Genomic DNA, 18,894 nt, shown 5'->3' on the forward strand with positions numbered 1-18,894 from the left:
CGATGCCCCGTGATGGGGCAAACATCGCCAGCAGGCTGACTCCCACAGGGGTCTCCCCCATCAACAGACACACCCAAGACACACCATGAGCATTGAAATTCGCAACGTCAACAAGCAGTTCGGTGACTTCACCGCGCTGAACAATGTCAGCCTCGACATCGAGTCGGGCGAACTGGTCGCGCTGCTGGGCCCGTCGGGTTGCGGCAAGACCACGCTGCTGCGCATCATCGCGGGGCTGGAGACGGCCGACAGCGGCACCATTGGCTTCAGCGGTGAAGACACCACCCATGTGCATGTGCGTGAACGCCAGGTGGGCTTTGTCTTCCAGCACTACGCCTTGTTCCGCCACATGACGGTGTTCGAGAACGTGGCCTTTGGCCTGCGCGTCAAACCGCGCAACCAGCGCCCCTCAGAGTCCGAGATCCAGCGCAAAGTGCACGAACTGCTGGGCCTGGTGCAGCTCGATTGGCTGGCCGATCGCTATCCCTCGCAGCTGTCGGGTGGGCAGCGTCAACGCATTGCGCTGGCCCGTGCCTTGGCCGTGGAGCCCAAAGTGCTCTTGCTCGACGAGCCCTTTGGCGCTCTGGATGCCAAGGTGCGCAAAGAGCTGCGCCGCTGGTTGCGCCGCCTGCACGACGAATTGCATGTGACCAGCATTTTTGTCACGCATGACCAGGAAGAAGCCCTGGAAGTGGCTGACCGGGTGGTGCTGATGAACAAGGGCAACATCGAGCAGATTGGCTCACCTCAGGACGTGTGGGAGCACCCCGCCAGCCCCTTTGTGTATGGCTTTTTGGGTGATGTGAACCTCTTTCACGGCCGCGCCCATGAAGGCGAGATGCTGATCGGTGCCGACCAGCACGCTGTGCGTCTGGACAGCCCCGAGCACGGTCTGGTGCAAGACGCCAAGGCCATGGCTTATGTGCGCCCGCACGATCTGGACGTGGCCCGTTACACGCCCGGCGGTGTCAATGCCGGCATCGTGGCCAAGCTGACCCGCGCCATTGTGGTCGGACCTGTGGCCCGCCTGGAGCTGGAGCCGGTAGAGAGCCACTTTGGCAAAGACGCCATCATCGAAGCGCAGCTGTCAGCCTCGCAATACCGCCAGCAAGACTTCAAAGAGGGCGAGACGCTGGTGCTGACACCGCGCAAGGCGCGGGTGTTTGTGGACGGCTAAAAAACGGCCTGAGCCTTGACGCCAGCGCCCATGAAGCGCAGCGGACGCCAGCCTTTATTGATCGGGCTCTGTGAAGTTTTCAATGCTCAAAGATGTTGTAGGTCGGCGGTCGAAGACCCCGACATGGGCCTGGTGCCAAAACCCATCATGTCGGACTTTGCGAGTGGCGAGCTACGAGGTGACAGTTCTTACACATTTCAAACATCAGCTCGCCGGATCCATAAGCCTCAGGGCAGGGGCAGGACGCGCCCCGGGTTGAGCAAATTCTGCGGGTCCAGCGCTTTTTTCACGGCCCGCATCATGGCCAGCGCCGTGGGGTCTTTGTAGAGCGGCAGCTTGTTCACTTTTTGCTCGCCCACGCCGTGTTCGGCGCTGATGGAGCCGCCAAAGCGTTTGACCTGGTCAAACACCAACGTGTTGACCTTGTCTTCGTTTCCGCGCAGAAAAGCTTTGCCGTCCACGCCCTCGGGTGCCTGCACGTTGTAGTGCAGGTTGCCGTCGCCCAGGTGCCCGAAGTCGACCATGCGCACGCCGGGCACTTCGCGGGCCAGCAGGGCGTCGGTCTCGGCCACAAAGGCCGGAATGCGCGAGACCGGGATGCTGATGTCGTGCTTGATGTTCAGGCCTTCAGTGGCCTGCGCCAGGGTGATGCTTTCACGGATGTGCCACAGGCCTTTGGCCTGAGTCAGCGTTTCTGCCACCACGGCGTCGGTCACGCAGCCGCTGTCCATGGCCGATTCAAGCAGGGTTTCAAACTGGTTGCGGGCGTGGCTTTCGCTTTCGCTGTCGGAGTTTTCCAGCAGCACGCACCAGGGGGTGTCTTTCCACAGCGGCACGCGCAGTTGGGGGTAGTGTTTGTCCACCAAGCTCAGCGCAAACTGGCCCATGACTTCAAAGCCCGTGAGGCCAGGCCCTAGGCGCTGGTGGGCGAGGCCCAGCAGTTGCACGGCAGATTCCATGCTGGGCACAGCGGCCCAGGCGGTCAGCTGCGCGGCGGGCTGGGGATAAAGCTTCATGGTGGCGGCGGTGATGATGCCCAGCGTGCCTTCGCTGCCGATCATCAAATTGCGCAGGTCATAACCCGTGTTGTCTTTGCGCAGGCCTGACAGGCCATGCCAGACCTCGCCTTGGGCGGTGACGACTTCCAGGCCCAGGCAGAGCTCTCGGGTGTTGCCATAGCGCACCACCTGAGTGCCGCCCGCGTTGGTGCCCAGGTTGCCGCCAATGGTGCAACTGCCTTCAGCACCCAAACTCAGTGGGAACAAAAATCCGGCGTTTTCAGCGGCGGCCTGCAGGTTTTGCAGCACGCAACCGGCTTCTACAGTGATGGTCAGGTTCGCCGGGTCGACGGCGCGCACCGCGTTCATGCGGGTCATGCTCAGCACGATTTGGGTGCCGGAGCCGTCTGGCACACCGCCGACCACCAGCCCGGTGTTGCCGCCTTGCGGCACGATTGATGTGCCGGTTGCAGCGCAGGCCTTGACCACAGCGGCCACTTGCGCCGTGTCGCCGGGCCGAACCACAGCCAGGGCGCGGCCGTGTACGCGTTTGCGCCAGTCTTGCTCCCAGGGGCTCAGGTCAGCGATGGTGTCTTCGTGGGTCAGCACGTTCGCCAGGCCACAAATTTGGCGCAATTGGGCGATCAGGGCAGCTTGGGCGTTGGACAAAGCGGTCATGGGCAAGGGGATGTAAGTGGTGGCTGTCGCGGAGGACGGCAAGGTTCAATCGCGGGGCACAGGCACAAAGTTGCCCGTGGCTTTGGCCGCCTTGAAGCGGATGCGCACATGCAAGGCGCAGGCCACAAACAAGGTGGTGCACAGCAGGGTTTGGACTCCAGCCAGAGCGTTCGCAGGCCAAGGGTCACCCCATGCGCGCACCACGCCCTCAATGAAGTAAAGCCAAACCAGCATGCTGACCCAGCGGTAGGTGTACATGCGGTTTTTGAGCAGGCCCGCCAGAGGAATGCACAGCGGCAAGACCTTGATGGCCCACCACGATCCACCTGGGCGCAAAGGGGCGAGCCAAAGTTCCCAGGCCAAGCCCAATACGATGAGGCCGAGCAAGCTACCCACGGCCATCCAGCGCGTCAATTCGACGCCAGCGGGGTTGTTTTCTGTATTCATGTTCATTGCGGTGGCATCATACCGGGCATGCAATCTTCCCTGTCCAAGTCCACTTTTTGGGCGCAAACCGCCCTTTGGTGGCAAGAGTTGTTGGTTTTCCCGTGGCGGCAGATGGCCGGCGTTTTGGCTGAGCGCTTTCGCGATGCCCGCTTGGGCGTGAGCGCCAGTTCGCTCACCTTCACCACCGTGCTGGCTTTGGTGCCCTTGTTTGCGGTGGGCCTGGCCGTGTTTGCGGCCTTTCCGGTGTTTGGCAAGTTCCAGGACACGATCCAGCGCTGGCTGGTTGAAAGCCTTGTGCCTGAGAGCATTGCCCGCCAGGTGCTGAGCTATTTGACGCAGTTTTCGCGCAAAGCCAGCCGCTTGGGTTCGGTGGGTTTGGTGGCGGTGTTGATGTCGGCCGTGTTTTTGATGGTCACGATCGAGCGCACCTTGGGCCAGATTTGGGGCCTGCAGCGCCAGCGGCCTTTGCCGCAAAGGGTCTTGCTGTACTGGTCGGCCATCACCTTGGGGCCCTTGTTTTTGGGTGCCAGTCTGGCCATTACCTCGTATGTGGTCACCGCCTCGCGGGATGTGGTGGATGTCTTGCCGGGTTCGATCCGTTGGCTGCTCGACAGTTTTGAGTTTGTGCTGCTCACGGCCTGTGTGAGTGGGCTGTATTTTTATGTGCCGTTTACCCGCGTGCGCTGGCGCCATGCCATCACAGCAGGTTTTTTGGTGGCGGCGTCGCTGGAGTTGGCCAAAAAAGCCATGGCCGTTTACCTGCTGCAGGTGCCCACCTATTCGCTGATTTATGGCGCATTTGCTGCGCTGCCCATTTTGTTGGTCTGGATTTACGTGACCTGGCTGCTGGTGCTGCTGGGCGCGGTGCTGGCCGCCAGCTTGCCCGAGTTGGGCCGTCAATCCTGGCGCAAACCAGAGGGCGCGGGCTGGTCCTTCAGACTGGCTCTCGAGGTCTTGGCCGAGTTGAACACTGCCAAGGCGTCTGAGCTGCGGGGTTTGAGCACCGATGAGCTGGCCGTGCGTTTGCGGGTGGAGACGCGTGAACTGCGGCAGGTGCTGGAAGTCTTGCAAACCCTGGATTGGGTGGGCCGCCTGACCGAGCAAAACGACCTGGGCCAAGCCCGGCAAATCTTGTTGATTGACCCTGCCCAAGTGCGTGTAGGGCCATTGGCCGACCGGCTTTTGGTGTCGCGGACCGGTGAGGACGATCCGGTTTGGTCGCAGTCTGGGCTCGATCGGATTCAGTTGGCACAGCTGTTGCCCAAACCTACCGCCTGATGCCATCAGGCCCCTTTTGTCCTACCCGGCTTGACCGGGTGTCCATCGCCACCGCAGGCATAGACTCCCGATCAGGACGGGGGTGACAAATCTTCAAAAGCTCACACGCCCGCGCCACATGTCGCGGTACATGACCCAGTCGCCCATGAAGCTGTAGAGCGGGCGCTTGAAGCTGGCGGGCTTGTTTTTCTCGAACACAAAATGCCCGATCCAGGCGCAGCCGTAGCCGCACAGCAAGGCATATAAAAAGTACTGTGGTTTGCCCGTCACGGCCAGCATGGCCAAACACATCAGGCTCAAAGTGCTGCCCACAAAATGCATTCGGCGGCAGGTGCGGTCGCTGTGCTCGCTCAAATAAAAGGGGTAGAACTCGGCAAAGCTGGCGTGCCGGGGCTCAGGTGTTTCAGCGGGGTTCATGGTGTGTCTCCTGGGGTGTTATGGGATTGAAAACGGTGCGTGCAAAAAGCCCCGAAACCGGGCGCGGCCGCCACGCACAGGCGCTTGCGTGAGCTGGTAATTTGGAAAGCGCTGCAAAAAGCGGCCAATCGCGATGCGGCCTTCCAAACGCGCCAGGCTCAGGCCCGCGCATTGGTGCACCCCAAAACCAAAAGCCAGGTGTTTGTTGCCGGTTCGGCGCAGGTCCAGCTGTTCAGGGTTGTTGTAAACGGCAGGGTCGCGGTTGGCCGCGCCAATGCACAGCGTGACCAAGGCCCCTGCCGGCAGGTCGACGCCGTTGACCTGAGTGGCCTGAACTGCGCGGCGGTTGCTCAGTTGGTTGGACGATTCAAAGCGTAAAAACTCGTCCACGGCCAGGCCCATGATTTGTTCCCGTTCTTCGTCGCTGGCCGCTTGTTTCAGGTCGGCCTTGAGCTGTTCGCGCTGCTTGGGCCATTCCTGCAGGCTGATGAGCGCGTTACCAATCAGGTTGGTGGTGGTTTCGTGCCCGGCGTTGAGGAGGAACACGCAGTTTTGCAGCAGCTCGACTTCGCTCAGGGCGTCGCCGTTTTCCTCGCCCTGGATCAGCCGTGTCAGCACATCGTGCTCCGGGTCGCCCGGATGCAATCGGCGATCTGCCACCAATTTGCGCAGGTAGGCCAGAAACTCGCTCACGCTGCGGTTGCCCAGCGATTCTTGTTCAGGGCTCAGGGCGGGCTCCAGCGCCCCCAATATGGCGAGTGACCAGCCGCGCAAAGGTTCGCGCTCGGCGTGCGGCACGCCCAGCAGGTTGCCGATGATCTCGACTGGAATGGCCGAGGCAAAGTCCTCGATCAGGTCCCCACCGCCTTGCGCCTCGATCTTGTCCAGCAGGCTGTCCACCAGCAGCACCAAGCCGGGCTCCATGGCTTCGATGGCCCGGCGGGTGAGCGCCCCCATGATCAAGCGGCGCACCCGGGTGTGCAGGGGCGGGTCGTTGAAGACCAGGCTGCTCGTGTGGTGCTCAAACAGCGGGGAGACGCCACTGCATGTGGCGTAGGGCGGCTGGTTGTAAGGCTCGTGGTTGTATTTGGGGCCGAATTCGACTTGCTTGTCAGAGCTGAAGACCTTGGCGTCGCGGTAGACCGCCACCAGATCGGCGTGACGCGTGAGGAAATACGAGCCATCGGGCATGCGCTTGAAAGGCTCGGCTTCGCGCAGCGCGACATAGACCGGGTACGGGTTGTCCAGAAAGTCGCGCGGCAAGGCCCGCAGGTCCAACGAGTGGGCTATTGTCTGGGCTCTGTCAGAGGACAGCGACGGGGTGATGTGGGCAGTCAATGAATTCATGGTTCAGGGGGCGTTGGCGAATGTTCTTCAAGCTCAAGGTTTCAAAAAATCCTTGAGCGCCTGCAATACGCCTTCGGGTGCCTCGGTCATGAGCGAATGGCCTGCGGGCAGCTTCACCACCTTAGGCTGCTTGCACAGGTCAATCAGGCTTTGTGCGGCTTTGGGCGGCGTCATCTGGTCGGCGCTGCCCAGCACAAACAGGACGGGGCAGGCCACTTGCGGCATGGCTGCTTCTGCACCTCGGTAATCGTCGCAGGCCTTGAATCCGGTGTGGAACACATTGACCTGTGTGTTGCTGGCCAGCACCCGTCGCATCAGCGCCTTGCTGCCGCCATACAGCCAGGTGCCGGGGCCCAAGGCCGAAGGTGGTGGGGCCAGTGTGGAATGCGAAAAGCTGTTGACCATGTCGATCGCCTTGAAGGGTGCGCTGACCGACTGATCGAGCAAGGCAGGCGACACGCGCATGGGGTAGGCCGTGCCCACCATCACCAGGTGGCTCACGCGCCCGGGGTGGACTTGCGCGTCGCGAGCCGCCGCTTCCAGGGCGATGAGCGAGCCAAAGCTGTGGCCGATCAGCGCGGCTATTTCAATCTTCAGTGCATCGAGCAGCGCGATGACGGTGTCGGCCGCTTCTTCCACGCTTTGTGGCGGCGTGCCTTCGCTTTTGCAGTGGCCGGGCAGGTCAATCGCCAGCACGTTCCAGCCGTGGTGGGCCATGTAGCGGGTTTGCAAAATCCAGACGCTGTGGTCGTTGAGCACGCCGTGTATGAACACGGCGGTGGGTTGCGCGGGGTTGAAGGGCTTGCCGCCTGTGTAGGCGTAGAGGTCATGGCCTTGAACGGAGATTTGCATGGTCAGGCTCCCGCTTTCTCGGCTGCTTTGAGCGCCTTTTTCAGGTCGTCAATCAAGTCTGCAGGGTCTTCCAGGCCAATCGACAAGCGGATGGTGCCGGGGCCGATGCCGCCTGCGGCCAGGGCTTCGTCCGTCATGCGGAAATGCGTGGTGCTGGCCGGGTGGATCACCAGGCTGCGGCAGTCGCCCACATTGGCCAGGTGGCTGAAGACTTTGAGGGTTTCAATGAACTTTTGGCCTTGTGCGCGGCTTCCCTTGATGTCGAAGCTGAACACCGAGCCCGCGCCGCGTGGCAAGAGCTTTTGCGCCAAGGCGTGAGACGGGTGGCTCTCCAGCAAGGGGTGGCCCACGCGGCTGACCAGCGGGTGCGCGGCCAAAAACTCGACCACCTTCGCGGTGTTTTCCATGTGCCGGGCCATGCGCAGGGGCAGGGTTTCGATGCCTTGCAAAATCAGCCAGGCGGTGTGCGGGCTCATGCACGCGCCAAAGTCACGCAGGCCCTCGCGCCGCGCCCTCAGCAAAAACGCGCCCACGGTGCTCTCTTCGCTGAAGACCATGTTGTGAAAGCCTTCATAGGCTTGGCTCAGCTCGGCAAACTTGCCCGATTGGTCCCAGTCAAAACTCCCACCATCGACCACCACACCGCCCACCACCGTGCCGTGGCCCGACAAGAACTTGGTGGCCGAGTGGTAGACCAGATCGGCCCCGTGGTCAAAAGGTTTGATGAGCCAGGGCGAGGTGAGGGTGGAGTCCACCAGCAATGGCACGCCCGCTTCGTGGGCGATGGCACTCACGGCTTCGATGTCGAGCACGTCCATGCCGGGGTTGCCCACGGTTTCGCCAAAAAAGAGTTTGGTGTCGGGCTGCACGGCGGCGCGCCAGGCGTCCAGGTCGCCGGGTTTGACAAAGGTGGTGCGGATGCCGAAGCGGCTCAAGGTGTAATGCAGCAGGTTGTGTGAGCCGCCGTACAAAGCGCTGGAGGCCACGATGTGCGAGCCCGCGCCCATGAGGGTGGCAATGGCCAGGTGCAAGGCCGCCTGGCCGCTGGATGTGGTGATCGCCCCGATGCCGCCTTCGAGCGCCGAGATGCGTTGCTCCAGCACCGCGTTGGTGGGGTTGCTGATGCGGCTGTAAACGTGGCCGGGACGCTCGAGGTTGAACAACGCTGCAGCTTGGTCTGAGGACTCAAAAACGAAGGAGGTGGTCAGGTGAATCGGCACGGCCCGGGCACCCGTGCTGGGGTCGGGCGCTGCACCCGCATGCAGGGCCAAAGTGTCAAAACCGGGGTCGCTGTAGCCAGCCATGGGGTGTCTCCGAAAAAGAAAGTGTTTGGCAAGCATCAATCGCTTCGCTCGGCTTTCATTGTGGGCTATATTGGAAACCAATTGAAATCTGCACTCGACCCCAAGGAGACACACCATGCAAGTCAACGACATCCTGCGCGTCAAAGGCGGCACGCTGTTCACAGTGCACCCCGATGAACCCCTGTCCCGCGCCATGAACGACATGGCCGAAAAAGACATCGGTTCACTGGTGGTCATGGCCCAAGGTGATCTGGTGGGCATGCTGACTTTCCGTGAGGTGATCCAGCAAATTGTCAAAAATGGCGGCCATGTAGGTGAAACCTCTGTGCGCGAGGCCATGGATGCCAAGCCATTGACCTGCACCGGGGAAACCGACATCGACAATGTGCGCCGCATGATGCTGGAGCACCATGCCCGCTACATGCCCGTCATGGACAACCGTGTGCTGATGGGCGTGATCAGTTTTTACGACGTAGCCAAGGCGGTGGTGGACAGTCAGAATTTCGAAAACAAGATGCTCAAGGCCTATATCCGCGACTGGCCAGCACAAGAGGATGCAGAGTCAGACGTCAAGCTTTAAATGGGACACGCGGCGCGTGTTGAGCGCGCCAGAGGTCTGTCCATTGCGCAAGCTGGGCGTCGATGTCCGTGACTTCTTCCCGCACGGGCAAATTCAGGGCTGACGCGGCCTGCCTCAGGGCATGCAGTGGGTCTTGCAAATCCAGCGCCTGAGCACCGTTTTGTTTGCTGAGTTTTTCGCCGTTGGTGCCCAGCACCAAGGCGGTGTGCAAGTAGTGCGGTGTGGGCACATCCAAGGCCCTTTGCAGCAGCATTTGCCGGGCCGTGTTGTCGGCCAGGTCTTCGCCACGCACCACATGGCTGATGCCTTGCGCGGCATCGTCCACCACCACGGCCAGTTGATAGGCCCACAAACCATCGGCGCGGCGCAATACGAAGTCGCCCACAGCCTCCAGCACATCTTGTTCCTGCCCTCCGAGCCTGCGGTCTTGCCATGGGGTGATGCGGGGCAGATGGAACGCGGCCTGAACCGCCTGCACATTCAGTCGCCATGCGCGGGCTGTTTTGCCACCCAGCCCATCCCGACAGGTGCCGGGGTACACCGCTGCATGGTGACGCAGCACGGACTGGGTTTGCGCAGATTCAATGTCTTTACGCGAGCAAGCGCAAGGGTAAGCCCAGCCCTGGGCGATCAAGGTGTCCAGCGCCGTTTGGTAGTCCAGGCCGCGTTGGCTTTGCCAAAGCACGGGGCCATCGGGCACCAAGTGGCAAAGCGCCAATTGCTGCAAGATGGCCTGGTCTGCACCGGGCACGCAGCGGGGCGTGTCCACGTCTTCCATCCGAACACGCCACTGGCCCTGATGAGCACGCGCATCGAGCCAGCTGGCCAGAGCGGCCACCAAAGAGCCCGCATGCAGCATGCCGGTAGGCGAGGGGGCAAAGCGCCCGATATAGCCTTGTTCGGCCTGCGAAGATGCCGGGCGCTTGCCTTGCGATCCCATGGATGGATCAGCGTTTTTTGAGCACCGACAAAGCCAATTCGAGGCCCGACACGAAAGCGTCTTCAACCCGATGACCTGTGCACCAGTCGCCACACAGTCCGATGCCTTGATCTTTGAACCACAAATGGCTCTGACCCAGAGGTTGTGACGTCTTGGCGTACAGCCAGCGGTGCACCTCAGCATGTGCGGGGGTGGCCCGGATGCCGGTGATTTCTGCAAAGGCCTTGAGCAGCTTGCCGGTGATGCGTTCGGGCGTGTCGTCCACATGTTCCGCAGACCAAGGGGCGCTGGCTTGCACGGTCCAGCGCTCGATGCGTTCGCGTGCAGGTTTGGACGATTCACGCGCCATCCAGGCGATGCGGTGGTGCGTGCTGCGGGCCGCGTTCCATTGAGGGCCAAGGGTGATCAGGCCCGGTTGCACGGCTTGCGGGTAGGCCACCATGAGCGTCCAGCAAGGCTCAACCCGCACATCTTTCAGCGGCAGCGCCAGATCGCTCAAACCCGAGCTTTGCAGCAATGAGGCCGCTTGCGCCGGGGGGATGGCCAGGACCACGCGGTCAAATCCCCCAAACACATGCTGACTGCCGTTCTCGCCCTCGGTGTGCAATTGCCAGCTGTTTTTCTTGAATGGATCGGCGCTGATCTGGGTCACGCATGTTTGCAACTGCACGTTGCCATCTTCCAGCAGCGGTTCGGCCCAGGCCTTGACCAGGCCATTCATGCCAGGCGTGGCCACCCAGTGACGCTCGCCACCGGGCAAGCCGGCTTCAATGACACGACCATTGGGATCGAGCACCCGCACGGCATTGGCGCTCCAGGGCTTGCACAGACCGGGTACGGTGCCCAAAGCCAACTCGAAACGCGGGTCACGCACGGTGAAGTATTGCGCACCGTGGTCAAAACTGCCGAAGGCACTGGCCCGTGTGGCCATGCGGCCACCGAGTCCCCGACTTTTTTCAAACAAGGTGACGGTGTGTCCAGCCTGGCGCAGGGTGCGTGCGCAAACCACGCCGGCCATGCCGACGCCAATGATGGCGATGTTGTGTTGCATAGAGTGACCTTTTGTCTCGAATGGAATGACTTTCCCCTTATACAGCATGTCATTGAAAGATTAAATTTGTACTTTATGCCGCATTAAAATGTTGAAAATGTTGAATTGATGATAAACAATTGATATTTAAGGATTTTTAATCGTTCTTCATTGATTTTATTTCCCAATATGATGAATATAAAATAATTAAGCTATAAACTTGGCTGACAGTTGCCTTTCGTGCCAATTCAATTTTCAATTTTGAGGGTCAACTTTTATCATGCTCAAGCATTATTGAGCCTCCTTCGGAGTATGAGAGTGTTTCATTTTTTGATTATATTTGGTGTTTTTGTGGGTTTTATGCCCATCGGTTCGGTCAGTGCTCAAAGCCCATCGGCCAGCGTGCCGCCCATCGTGGTGCTTTCTTCGAGTTCTTCTCTTGGCGAGCAGGAGGAAAACCGCCAGATTCCCTTCGCACTCGTGAAATATGTGCAGATGGCGCTGCAGCGCCATCCAGAACTCTTGCAAGCTGAAGCGCAAAGTCGTGCCCAGGAAGAACTCTTCAAAGAAGCCAAGGCGCAATTCAAGCCGCGTGTGGTGGTGGGTGGCAATACGGGGCAAGAAAATCAGCGCCTGACCACAGCGAATGTGTCCAACTCCTACAAGCAAGCCCAAGCCTATGTGCGCATGACCATGCCCTTGCTGGATCAGGGCTTGGTGGCGCAGGCCGAGCAGCGACGTCAATCTTCCATCGGTGCCGACTGGAAACTGGTTGACAAGCGCGAAGAGCTGATGCTCCGCACTTTGGAGGCCTATGTGGAAGTGCTCAGGGCTTCGCAGTTGCTGGTGTTGGCGCAAGACAATTTGTCCATGCACCGCGGCTATGTCAATCAAGTCAAGGGGATTGCCAAGCTGGATTTGGGCCGTGCCGCTGACTTGCCCGCTGCCATGAGCCGCGCATCTTTGGCCGAGTCGGTCACGACCTCACGTTTGATGCGACTGGAGCAGGCCCGGCTGGAGTTCCAAAGTTTGACCGGTTTGCCCAAGGCACACGATTTGCCTGAACTGCGTGCATTGCCCCCTGCTGCAAGTTTGGAAGAGGCCTATCAAAAAGCCCTGAATGCCAGTCCTGCCTTGCAGGTGGCGCGTGCCGATGTGGAGCAGGCGCTGCAAGGCATTGCATTGGCCAAAGCCCCTTATCGTCCCCGTTTGAATCTGGACGCCACGGGCAAGACTGGGCGCGACATCAACGGCATCCATGGCAACCAGTCTGATCTTTATTTGGGCGTTCAAGCCGAGTGGACGATCTGGGCAGGGGGTGCCGCCGGACATGCCTTGAATGCTGCCACCTCCACGCAGATGGCCACGCGATTTGCTTTTGAAAAAGCGCGTGACGAGTTGCAGCAACGCGTGGGTTCTGCCTGGTACGAGTTTTTGGCCCACACCCAGTCCTTGGCCTCATTTGATGATTACGTCAACCACGCCCAAGAAATGGTGTACGCCAACCGAAAGCAGTTCAAAGTGGGGCGTCGGAATTTGCTGGATGTGCTCAATGCAGAAAATGAATTGTTCACAGCCAGGTCCAACAAAATGTCATCGGAAATGGACCAGATCAAAGCGTCTTTTCGCTTGATTGGCTTGCAGGGTCTTCTTCCCACGGTGTTGCAGCTGTGAAGGGTTCCTCCATGCGTTTGAGTCTACAGTTTGCTGGGGCAATTCGATGAGCTTGCAGCCTTCTGTGTTTGAGGCGCTCAGTCATTTGGCGCTGCGTTTGGGGCAACGTGTTTCGGCACGCGAGTTGATGGCGCAAACGGCCGAATTTGGTGACGAAGACCTGACCTTGCTGGCCGCAGCTCAAACCCTGCAAAGTCATGGCCTGGAGGTTCAAATGGCGGCTTTGTCGCCTGCGCAATACGACAACCATCTGGGGCCCGTGGTGATTGGTCTGACCGGTGGCTTGGCCGCTGTTCTGCTCAGCCGTAAAGGCGATGCCTGTGAAGTGATCGCCCCCCACTTGAATGCCGCCCTGAACGCTGACAAGCCGCAGTGGGTGACGGTAGATCAATTGACGACCGACAGTGCAGGCTGGAGTTTGCACGCGCGCATTCGGCAGGATTCAACACAGCCGTCAGACCCTCCAAGTGCTCAGACACAAGGGGACGCCCCGCCACCCGCTGCGCATTGGTTCTGGAGTGTGTTTCGCACCTTGCGAGGTTTTTATCTGGACAGCACCTTGGCCGCGATGCTGATCAATTTGCTGGCATTGGCCACCTCCATGTTCTCGATGAATGTGTATGACCGCGTCATTCCCAATGCAGCCTTGCATTCGCTGTGGGTGCTGGCCTTGGGCGTCACGCTGGCGGGTCTGCTTGAATTGGGGCTGCGCACCATGCGGGGTTATCTGGTGGATGTGGCCGGTAAAAAGGCCGATTTGCTCTTGTCTTCGCGCATTTTCAAGCAGGCCCTGAATTTAAGGGCGCAGGACCGGCCGGCTTCAAGCGGTCAATTCGCAGGCCAGTTGCGCGAATTTGAATCAGTGAGAGACTTCGTCAGCTCGACCACCTTGGTCACCTTGAGCGATGTGCCTTTTGTCATCGTGTTTTTGTGTGTCATTGGCTTTTTTGGTGGTCCGCTGGTGTGGGTGCCCATCGTCGGTGCTGTGCTGGTGTTTTTGGCCGGCTGGGCCTCGCAATGGCCGATCCGTGAATCCATTGAGCGCTACCAATATGAAAGCGCGCAAAAACTCGGCTTTATGGTTGAAACCCTGGAGCGGCTGGAACAAATTCGCGCCATGGGTGCCGAGCCCCGCATGCAAAGCCGCTGGGAACGCATCAGCGCCACCACCGCCCGCAGCGCCATGAGCAGTCGCTTGGTGTCGGCCATCACCTTGAATTTCACCCAATTCGTGCAACAAGCGTGCAACACCGCCTTGATCGTTTGGGGTGTTTACCTGATTTTGGAAGGGCGCCTGACAGCCGGTGGTCTGATTGGTTGCACCATCCTGGCGGGGCGGGCCCTGGGGCCTTTGGCGCAAGTGGCGGGTTTGCTCACCCGCTACCAGCATGCCGTTGGGGCCTTTAAAACGCTGGACCGCATCATGCGTTTGCCAGGCCAATACGAGCCCGGGCGCAGTTACATGGGCTTGCAGCAAACCACAGGGCATTTGCAAGTGCGCCAACTTCAATTCAGCTACCCCCATACGGAACGCCCCGTGCTGCAGGTCCAGAATTTGGACTTTGCCGCTGGCGAGCATGTGGCCTTGATGGGGCCTGTGGGCAGCGGTAAATCCACACTGCTCAAGATGCTGGCCTGTTTGTACCCCCCCACCCAAGGGCAGGTATTGCTGGATGGGCTGGACATGGCCCACATCTCACCCGCCGATTTACGCGATCAACTGGCTTGGGTCAGTCAGGATGCGGTCTTGTTTCGGGGCAGTTTGCGTGACAACTTGCTCATGGCTGCGCCCCATGTGTCCGACGCACGCTTGCAGCATGTCTTGCAGCTCACCGGCATCCAGCCTTGGGTGGCTGGACATCCACAGGGTTTGGACATGCCTTTGGGCGAGGGCGGTGCCGCCTTGTCTGGCGGTCAGCGGCAGATGGTGGCTTTGGCCCGTGCCTTGCTGGCCAACTGCCCGGTGGTCTTGCTCGACGAGCCCACCAGCGCATTCGATGCCGCCAACGAACAGCGTTTGCTGGACAAACTTCAAACCGAGTTGGCCGGCAAAACCGTGGTCATTGCCACGCACCGCCCCGGGCCCCTGAGCCTGGCCACGCGGCTGGTCTTGCTCGACAGCGGTCAGGTTTTGGCCGATGGCCCCAAAGAGGCTGTGTTGCAAGCGGTGCAAGAAGGCCGCGTCAAGCGTGCCATTGGGAGGACTGCATGAGCGCGCCCCGTTTTCCAGTGCCGGGCGCAGCCTCCGGCATGCCGACGCCCATGTCACCCCAAGAGCGCCAGGCACTGACGCAAAAAATCATGCGGCTGCGTGAAAAAAACCAGATTCAGGCCGATCTCGATTTGCTGGACGATGTCTACGCCGCTTCCTTGCGTGAGCGTCAACCGGTGTTGCGCATCGGTTTGTATGCCAGCGCTGTGGTCTTGCTGGTGTTCATGCTCTGGGCGGGCTGGGCTCAGCTCGAAGAAGTCACCACCGGCATGGGCAAAGTCATTCCGACCAGCCGCGAACAAGTCATCCAGAGCCTGGAGTCGGGCGTTTTGGCCGAGCTGCTGGTGGCTGAAGGCGACACGGTCGAAGTCGATCAGCCCCTTTTGCGCATTGACGATGCACGCCAAGGTGCCACCGTGCGCGAAGGGCAGTCCAAGATCGACGCCTTGCAAGCCGCTGCGGTGCGCCTGCGTGCCGAGGCCCAAGGGAGCAGCCCGGTTTTTTCGCCCGACTTGCTGCGCCGAGCCCCGGAATTGACGCGCAATGAACGAGACACCTTTGAGGCCAGACGACGCAGCCTGGACAGCAGCATTGCATCGCAGCAACAAACCCTGAAGCTGGCCACCGATGAGTTGCGCATCACCGAGCCCATGGCCGCCAGCGGCTACGTGTCCGATCTGGAGGTGCTGCGCATCAAGCGCACCATTTCCGAGGCCAAAGGCCGTTTGAGTGAGTTGGCGGGCAAATTCAAGGCCGATGCGGCCACTGAGCTGGCCCGTGTCGAGGCTGAAATGGGCTCGCAGCGTCAGGGCCTCACGGGCAAGGAAGACAACTTCCGCCGCACGGTCTTGCGTGCGCCCAAGCGCGGCGTGGTCAAAAACATCCGCATCAACACTCTGGGCGGCGTGATCCAGATGGGGCAGGACTTGCTCGAAATCGTGCCCATGGACGACAAGCTGCTGATAGAGACCCGCATCCGCCCTTCGGACATCGCTTTTTTGCGACCTGGCATGGAGGCGGTGGTCAAAATCACGGCCTATGATTCCAGCGTGTATGGCTGGCTCAATGCCCGGCTGGTGCAAATCAGCCCCGACACCCTGCGCGATGAGGTGCGTCGAGAAGAAACCTATTACCGCGTCTTGGTTCGCACCGACAGCGCGAGTTTGAAAACGCCGGACGGCAAAAATTTGCCGATCATTCCGGGCATGTTGGCCCAAGTGGATATCAAGACCGGACAAAAATCGGTTCTGACCTATCTGTTCAAGCCTGTTATGCGCGCGAGAGAAGCGCTCAGAGAACGGTGATTGCCATGAAAAACATCCAGACCCACGCATCCCACATGACCCCACAGCGCCAGCAGGGGCCGGTCTTCCAGCCCGCCATGTTGTGCGCCGCTTTGGCTGCCTTGGTCTCGCACACTGGGGTGTGGGCACAGGCGGCGGCTGCCACTGCCACGTCAGCCGCAGAGATTGAACGCCAACGCCAAGTCACGCAAAGCATGGTCGAGCAAGTCACTGCCGATCAAGAAAAACCCACCGACCGTGCCAACAGCCTGGGGCAGGAATTGCCTGCCGCTTTGCAGGCGAAATTCAAGCCCTGGAAAGAAGCCGTTCGCGCCAAGGCACCGGTGGACACGGCCGCCAAGACGGGCCTGTCTTTGCCCGTTTTGGCCAAGCCCGAGCCCGCTGTGGTGCTGCGTCGCCCGGTCGACAACTCTCCCAAATCCAATCTGTCCACCCCTGACTTTTCACGCCAGAGCCTGACTTTTGCGCAATTGACGGGCAAAGCCGAGATCGATTTGCCCGAACCGGAAGGCGGTTTGGGCACGTCGGTGCTGACTCGCAAAACCACCGAATTTCAGCAAGTGGCTTTTTCATTGCCCGACCTGCTGCTGGCGGGTCTGGAGTTCAGCCCCGAGCTGACGGCCGTCAAGGCCCGCCAGGAAAGTTCACGCCTTCGCGTTTCAAAAAGCCGAGCTGATTTGCTGCCCTCTTTTTCAGCGCGTTATGCCAAGGGCAATGAAAAAAGCACCACGGCTACTTTGAGCAACCACGAGCACGATTACAAAAACACGTCCTTGCGTGTGACCCAGCCGCTGGTCAATTACCCCGCTTGGGAAACCTGGCAAGCCAGCGGATTGACGCTGGAGGCGGCCATGTTGCGCAGCGCTTCAATGGAGCAGGAAGTCGCCCTGAACCTGGTCAAAGCCGTGGTCAACCTCACGACCAGTCGCATCACGCTGAATTTTTCAGATGAGTTGTTGAGCAATTTGTCAAACATCCTGAATTACCAAGATCAGCGTTCTCAATCGGGTGCCAGCAGCCAAGCCGAGCTCGAACGTGCGCGTTCGCGCGTCCTGGCGGCGCGCCAGGCCCGGCTGGAGCAGCAGGCCAATTACAAAGGCGGCATGCTCGAGCTTGAGCGCCTCTTGGGCTTTGCACCGCAGTTGCTGAATCTGCCTTTTTTGAGTCAGTTGCCTGCCTTGCCCCGCACGCAAGCCGAAATCCGCGACCAGGCCTTGAAAGACAACGCCGAACTGACGGCACTGCGTGCCGAAGTGCAAGCCCAAAAATCCCAGGTGCGCGCCCAATACGGCCGCGCAGCGCCCACGGTGCTGGCGAGTCTGGAAGATGACCGCGCCACCAACAACGGTGGGGTGATGGGCTCGCGCCAGGACACCCGCGCGCTGGTGGTGGTCAACTGGGCGCTTTCTTTGGGGGGCAAGGAATACTTTTCAGGCAAGGAAGCATCGGCAGACTTGTCCGAGTTGCAAAGCAAGCTCGAACTCAACGAGCAGCGTCTGGCCCAAGCGGTGGACACCGACTTTGCCTTGCTCCAGGCGGCCACTTTGCGCATCAGCTTGGGGCAGCAAGAGCAAGAGGCCGCGCGGCGTGTGACCGAGGCCGTGCGCGAACAACTCAAGGTGGGGCGCATTACTTCACTGCTGGACGCCCTGGATGCGAGTCAAAGTCTTTACGATGCACGCTTGAAACTGACGCAAGCCTTGGGGCAACAAATGCTGGCCCAGGCGCAACTGCTCAAAAGCATGGGGCAACTCAGTGCCCTGCGCGAGCAGGCCCGCATCCAGTTGAAGTGATTTTTTTGAATTTTCATTTCCAAACAATCAAAAGGTTCATCCATGGCTGGTTCCTCTGAATCGAACGACGCATCCGATATTTTTTGGCCCGGGTATGTGGATGCCATCTCGAACCTGGCGATCAATTTGCTCTTCGTGATCGCGGTGATGTGCATCGTGATCCTGAGCTTTGTGCTGGAAGAAACCACCAAAGGCACGCCACGCCCAGGCACCATCCCGCAAGATGTGCAGTACGTCAACGACAACCCCAACACCCAAGCTGCGCAATTGCAGGAGTTGCAGCTGGAAAACGCCAAACTCAAGGAGAGCTTGCAGGCGTTGCAAAAAAACACAACCACGACTTCCAGCAGCACGGCAGCCCCCAGCACGGCCAAAACTGAGCAAGCAAGCAAATCTGAGCAAGCAAGCAAATCCGAGCAGCAAGCCAAAACAGAAAGCAGCACCACGTCCAACAATGTGCCCAACAACGCCACCAAGATGGAAGTGGTGCAAGCCCGTCAGGAAGTGGTGAAAGAGGCCAAAGGCTCATCGAGCGTCAACACAGTGGGGGCGGGCTTGATCGTCAACTTTGATCCCAAAGTGGTCACGCTGTCAGAAGAAGAGTCCAAGAGCGTTGTGTCGCGCTTGAACAGCTTTGGACCGGTCAAAACCACCCGATGGCAAATCACGGTCATCACACCCAAGGGCTTCAGCGAGTCCGCTCGCTTGGGGTACTACCGCGCAGTGGCCGTGCGCAATGTGCTGATTCAAGCCGGAACGCCCGGTGATTTGATCCAAATGCGGGTGATGGAAAGCGTCCAAGCCGGTGCAGACAGCGGCCGAGTCACCGTCAATGTGGCCCCTTGAATGCACAGAACCTGACA

At 59.9% G+C, this 18,894-nt stretch carries 16 protein-coding genes; 8 read left to right on the plus strand and 8 right to left on the minus strand.

The features are described from left to right. Window positions 1-85 precede the first annotated feature (85 nt). On the plus strand, window positions 86-1,177 hold the full coding sequence (locus tag H663_RS25550) for a sulfate/molybdate ABC transporter ATP-binding protein (protein ID WP_053169500.1): 1,092 nt from the start codon (window positions 86-88) through the stop codon (window positions 1,175-1,177). A gap of 227 nt (window positions 1,178-1,404) precedes the next feature. Here H663_RS25550 and H663_RS25555 read toward each other — a convergent pair whose 3' ends face one another. Beyond that, window positions 1,405-2,853 carry an FAD-binding oxidoreductase gene (locus H663_RS25555; protein ID WP_053171407.1) on the minus strand — a complete coding sequence of 483 codons (1,449 nt, stop codon included), beginning with the start codon at window positions 2,851-2,853 and terminating at the stop codon, window positions 1,405-1,407. Between the two features lie 45 nt (window positions 2,854-2,898). Then, the gene (locus tag H663_RS25560; RefSeq protein ID WP_116695808.1) at window positions 2,899-3,306 is read right to left on the minus strand and encodes a DUF2069 domain-containing protein; all 408 of its coding nucleotides are present in this window, start codon (window positions 3,304-3,306) and stop codon (window positions 2,899-2,901) included. A gap of 21 nt (window positions 3,307-3,327) precedes the next feature. On the opposite strand from H663_RS25560, the gene H663_RS25565 reads away from it, so the two are divergent. Next, window positions 3,328-4,578 (plus strand): YihY family inner membrane protein, encoded by a 1,251-nt coding sequence (locus H663_RS25565; RefSeq protein ID WP_053169498.1) that lies wholly within the window; start codon window positions 3,328-3,330, stop codon window positions 4,576-4,578. A 93-nt stretch (window positions 4,579-4,671) separates the two neighbouring features. On the opposite strand, the gene H663_RS25570 is transcribed toward H663_RS25565, so the two are convergent. The 4 genes from H663_RS25570 to H663_RS25585 are packed head-to-tail and all read right to left on the minus strand — an operon-like array spanning window position 4,672 to window position 8,498. After that, the gene (locus H663_RS25570) at window positions 4,672-4,995 is read right to left on the minus strand and encodes an Mpo1-like protein (RefSeq protein WP_053169496.1); all 324 of its coding nucleotides are present in this window, start codon (window positions 4,993-4,995) and stop codon (window positions 4,672-4,674) included. 18 nt (window positions 4,996-5,013) lie between these two features. Beyond that, entirely contained in the window at window positions 5,014-6,342 is a 1,329-nt protein-coding gene (locus tag H663_RS25575) for a cytochrome P450 (protein ID WP_083451029.1), read from the minus strand. A 33-nt stretch (window positions 6,343-6,375) separates the two neighbouring features. Then, window positions 6,376-7,194, minus strand: coding sequence for an alpha/beta fold hydrolase (locus H663_RS25580; protein ID WP_053169494.1), 819 nt, complete (start codon window positions 7,192-7,194; stop codon window positions 6,376-6,378). 2 nt (window positions 7,195-7,196) lie between these two features. Beyond that, complete coding sequence (locus tag H663_RS25585) at window positions 7,197-8,498, minus strand: O-acetylhomoserine aminocarboxypropyltransferase (RefSeq protein WP_053169492.1); 1,302 nt, start codon at window positions 8,496-8,498, stop codon at window positions 7,197-7,199. Window positions 8,499-8,613: 115 nt separating this feature from the next. Between H663_RS25585 and H663_RS25590 the strand changes: the two genes are divergently transcribed. Next, entirely contained in the window at window positions 8,614-9,078 is a 465-nt protein-coding gene (locus H663_RS25590; RefSeq protein WP_053169490.1) for a CBS domain-containing protein, read from the plus strand. On the opposite strand, the gene gluQRS is transcribed toward H663_RS25590, so the two are convergent. Together gluQRS and H663_RS25600 are read right to left on the minus strand one after the other, a co-directional pair. Next, window positions 9,068-10,018 carry a tRNA glutamyl-Q(34) synthetase GluQRS gene (gluQRS, locus tag H663_RS25595; RefSeq protein ID WP_053169488.1) on the minus strand — a complete coding sequence of 317 codons (951 nt, stop codon included), beginning with the start codon at window positions 10,016-10,018 and terminating at the stop codon, window positions 9,068-9,070. The genes H663_RS25590 and gluQRS overlap by 11 nt on opposite strands. A gap of 7 nt (window positions 10,019-10,025) precedes the next feature. Further along, the gene (locus H663_RS25600; protein WP_116695809.1) at window positions 10,026-11,069 is read right to left on the minus strand and encodes an NAD(P)/FAD-dependent oxidoreductase; all 1,044 of its coding nucleotides are present in this window, start codon (window positions 11,067-11,069) and stop codon (window positions 10,026-10,028) included. A 339-nt stretch (window positions 11,070-11,408) separates the two neighbouring features. Here H663_RS25600 and H663_RS25605 point away from each other — a divergent pair, with 339 nt between their 5' ends. From H663_RS25605 to H663_RS25625, 5 genes are read left to right on the plus strand one after another with little or no spacing between them, the layout of a single operon-like run. Next, entirely contained in the window at window positions 11,409-12,722 is a 1,314-nt protein-coding gene (locus H663_RS25605; protein ID WP_053169486.1) for a TolC family protein, read from the plus strand. Between the two features lie 46 nt (window positions 12,723-12,768). Beyond that, window positions 12,769-14,934, plus strand: a complete 2,166-nt coding sequence (locus tag H663_RS25610) for a type I secretion system permease/ATPase (RefSeq protein WP_053169483.1) — start codon at window positions 12,769-12,771, stop codon at window positions 14,932-14,934. Beyond that, window positions 14,931-16,238: a beta-barrel domain-containing protein gene (locus H663_RS25615; protein WP_083451027.1), complete on the plus strand. Its 1,308-nt coding sequence runs from the start codon at window positions 14,931-14,933 to the stop codon at window positions 16,236-16,238. The genes H663_RS25610 and H663_RS25615 overlap by 4 nt, the downstream gene beginning before the upstream one ends. A gap of 5 nt (window positions 16,239-16,243) precedes the next feature. Then, a complete protein-coding gene (locus H663_RS25620) occupies window positions 16,244-18,031 on the plus strand; it encodes a TolC family protein (protein WP_053169479.1) in 1,788 nt (595 codons plus the stop codon). Window positions 18,032-18,073: 42 nt separating this feature from the next. After that, complete coding sequence (locus H663_RS25625) at window positions 18,074-18,877, plus strand: hypothetical protein (protein ID WP_053169477.1); 804 nt, start codon at window positions 18,074-18,076, stop codon at window positions 18,875-18,877. Window positions 18,878-18,894: the final 17 nt, after the last annotated feature.

This window comes from Limnohabitans planktonicus II-D5, from assembly GCF_001270065.2.
In the GTDB taxonomy this organism is placed as follows: domain Bacteria; phylum Pseudomonadota; class Gammaproteobacteria; order Burkholderiales; family Burkholderiaceae_C; genus Limnohabitans_A; species Limnohabitans_A planktonicus.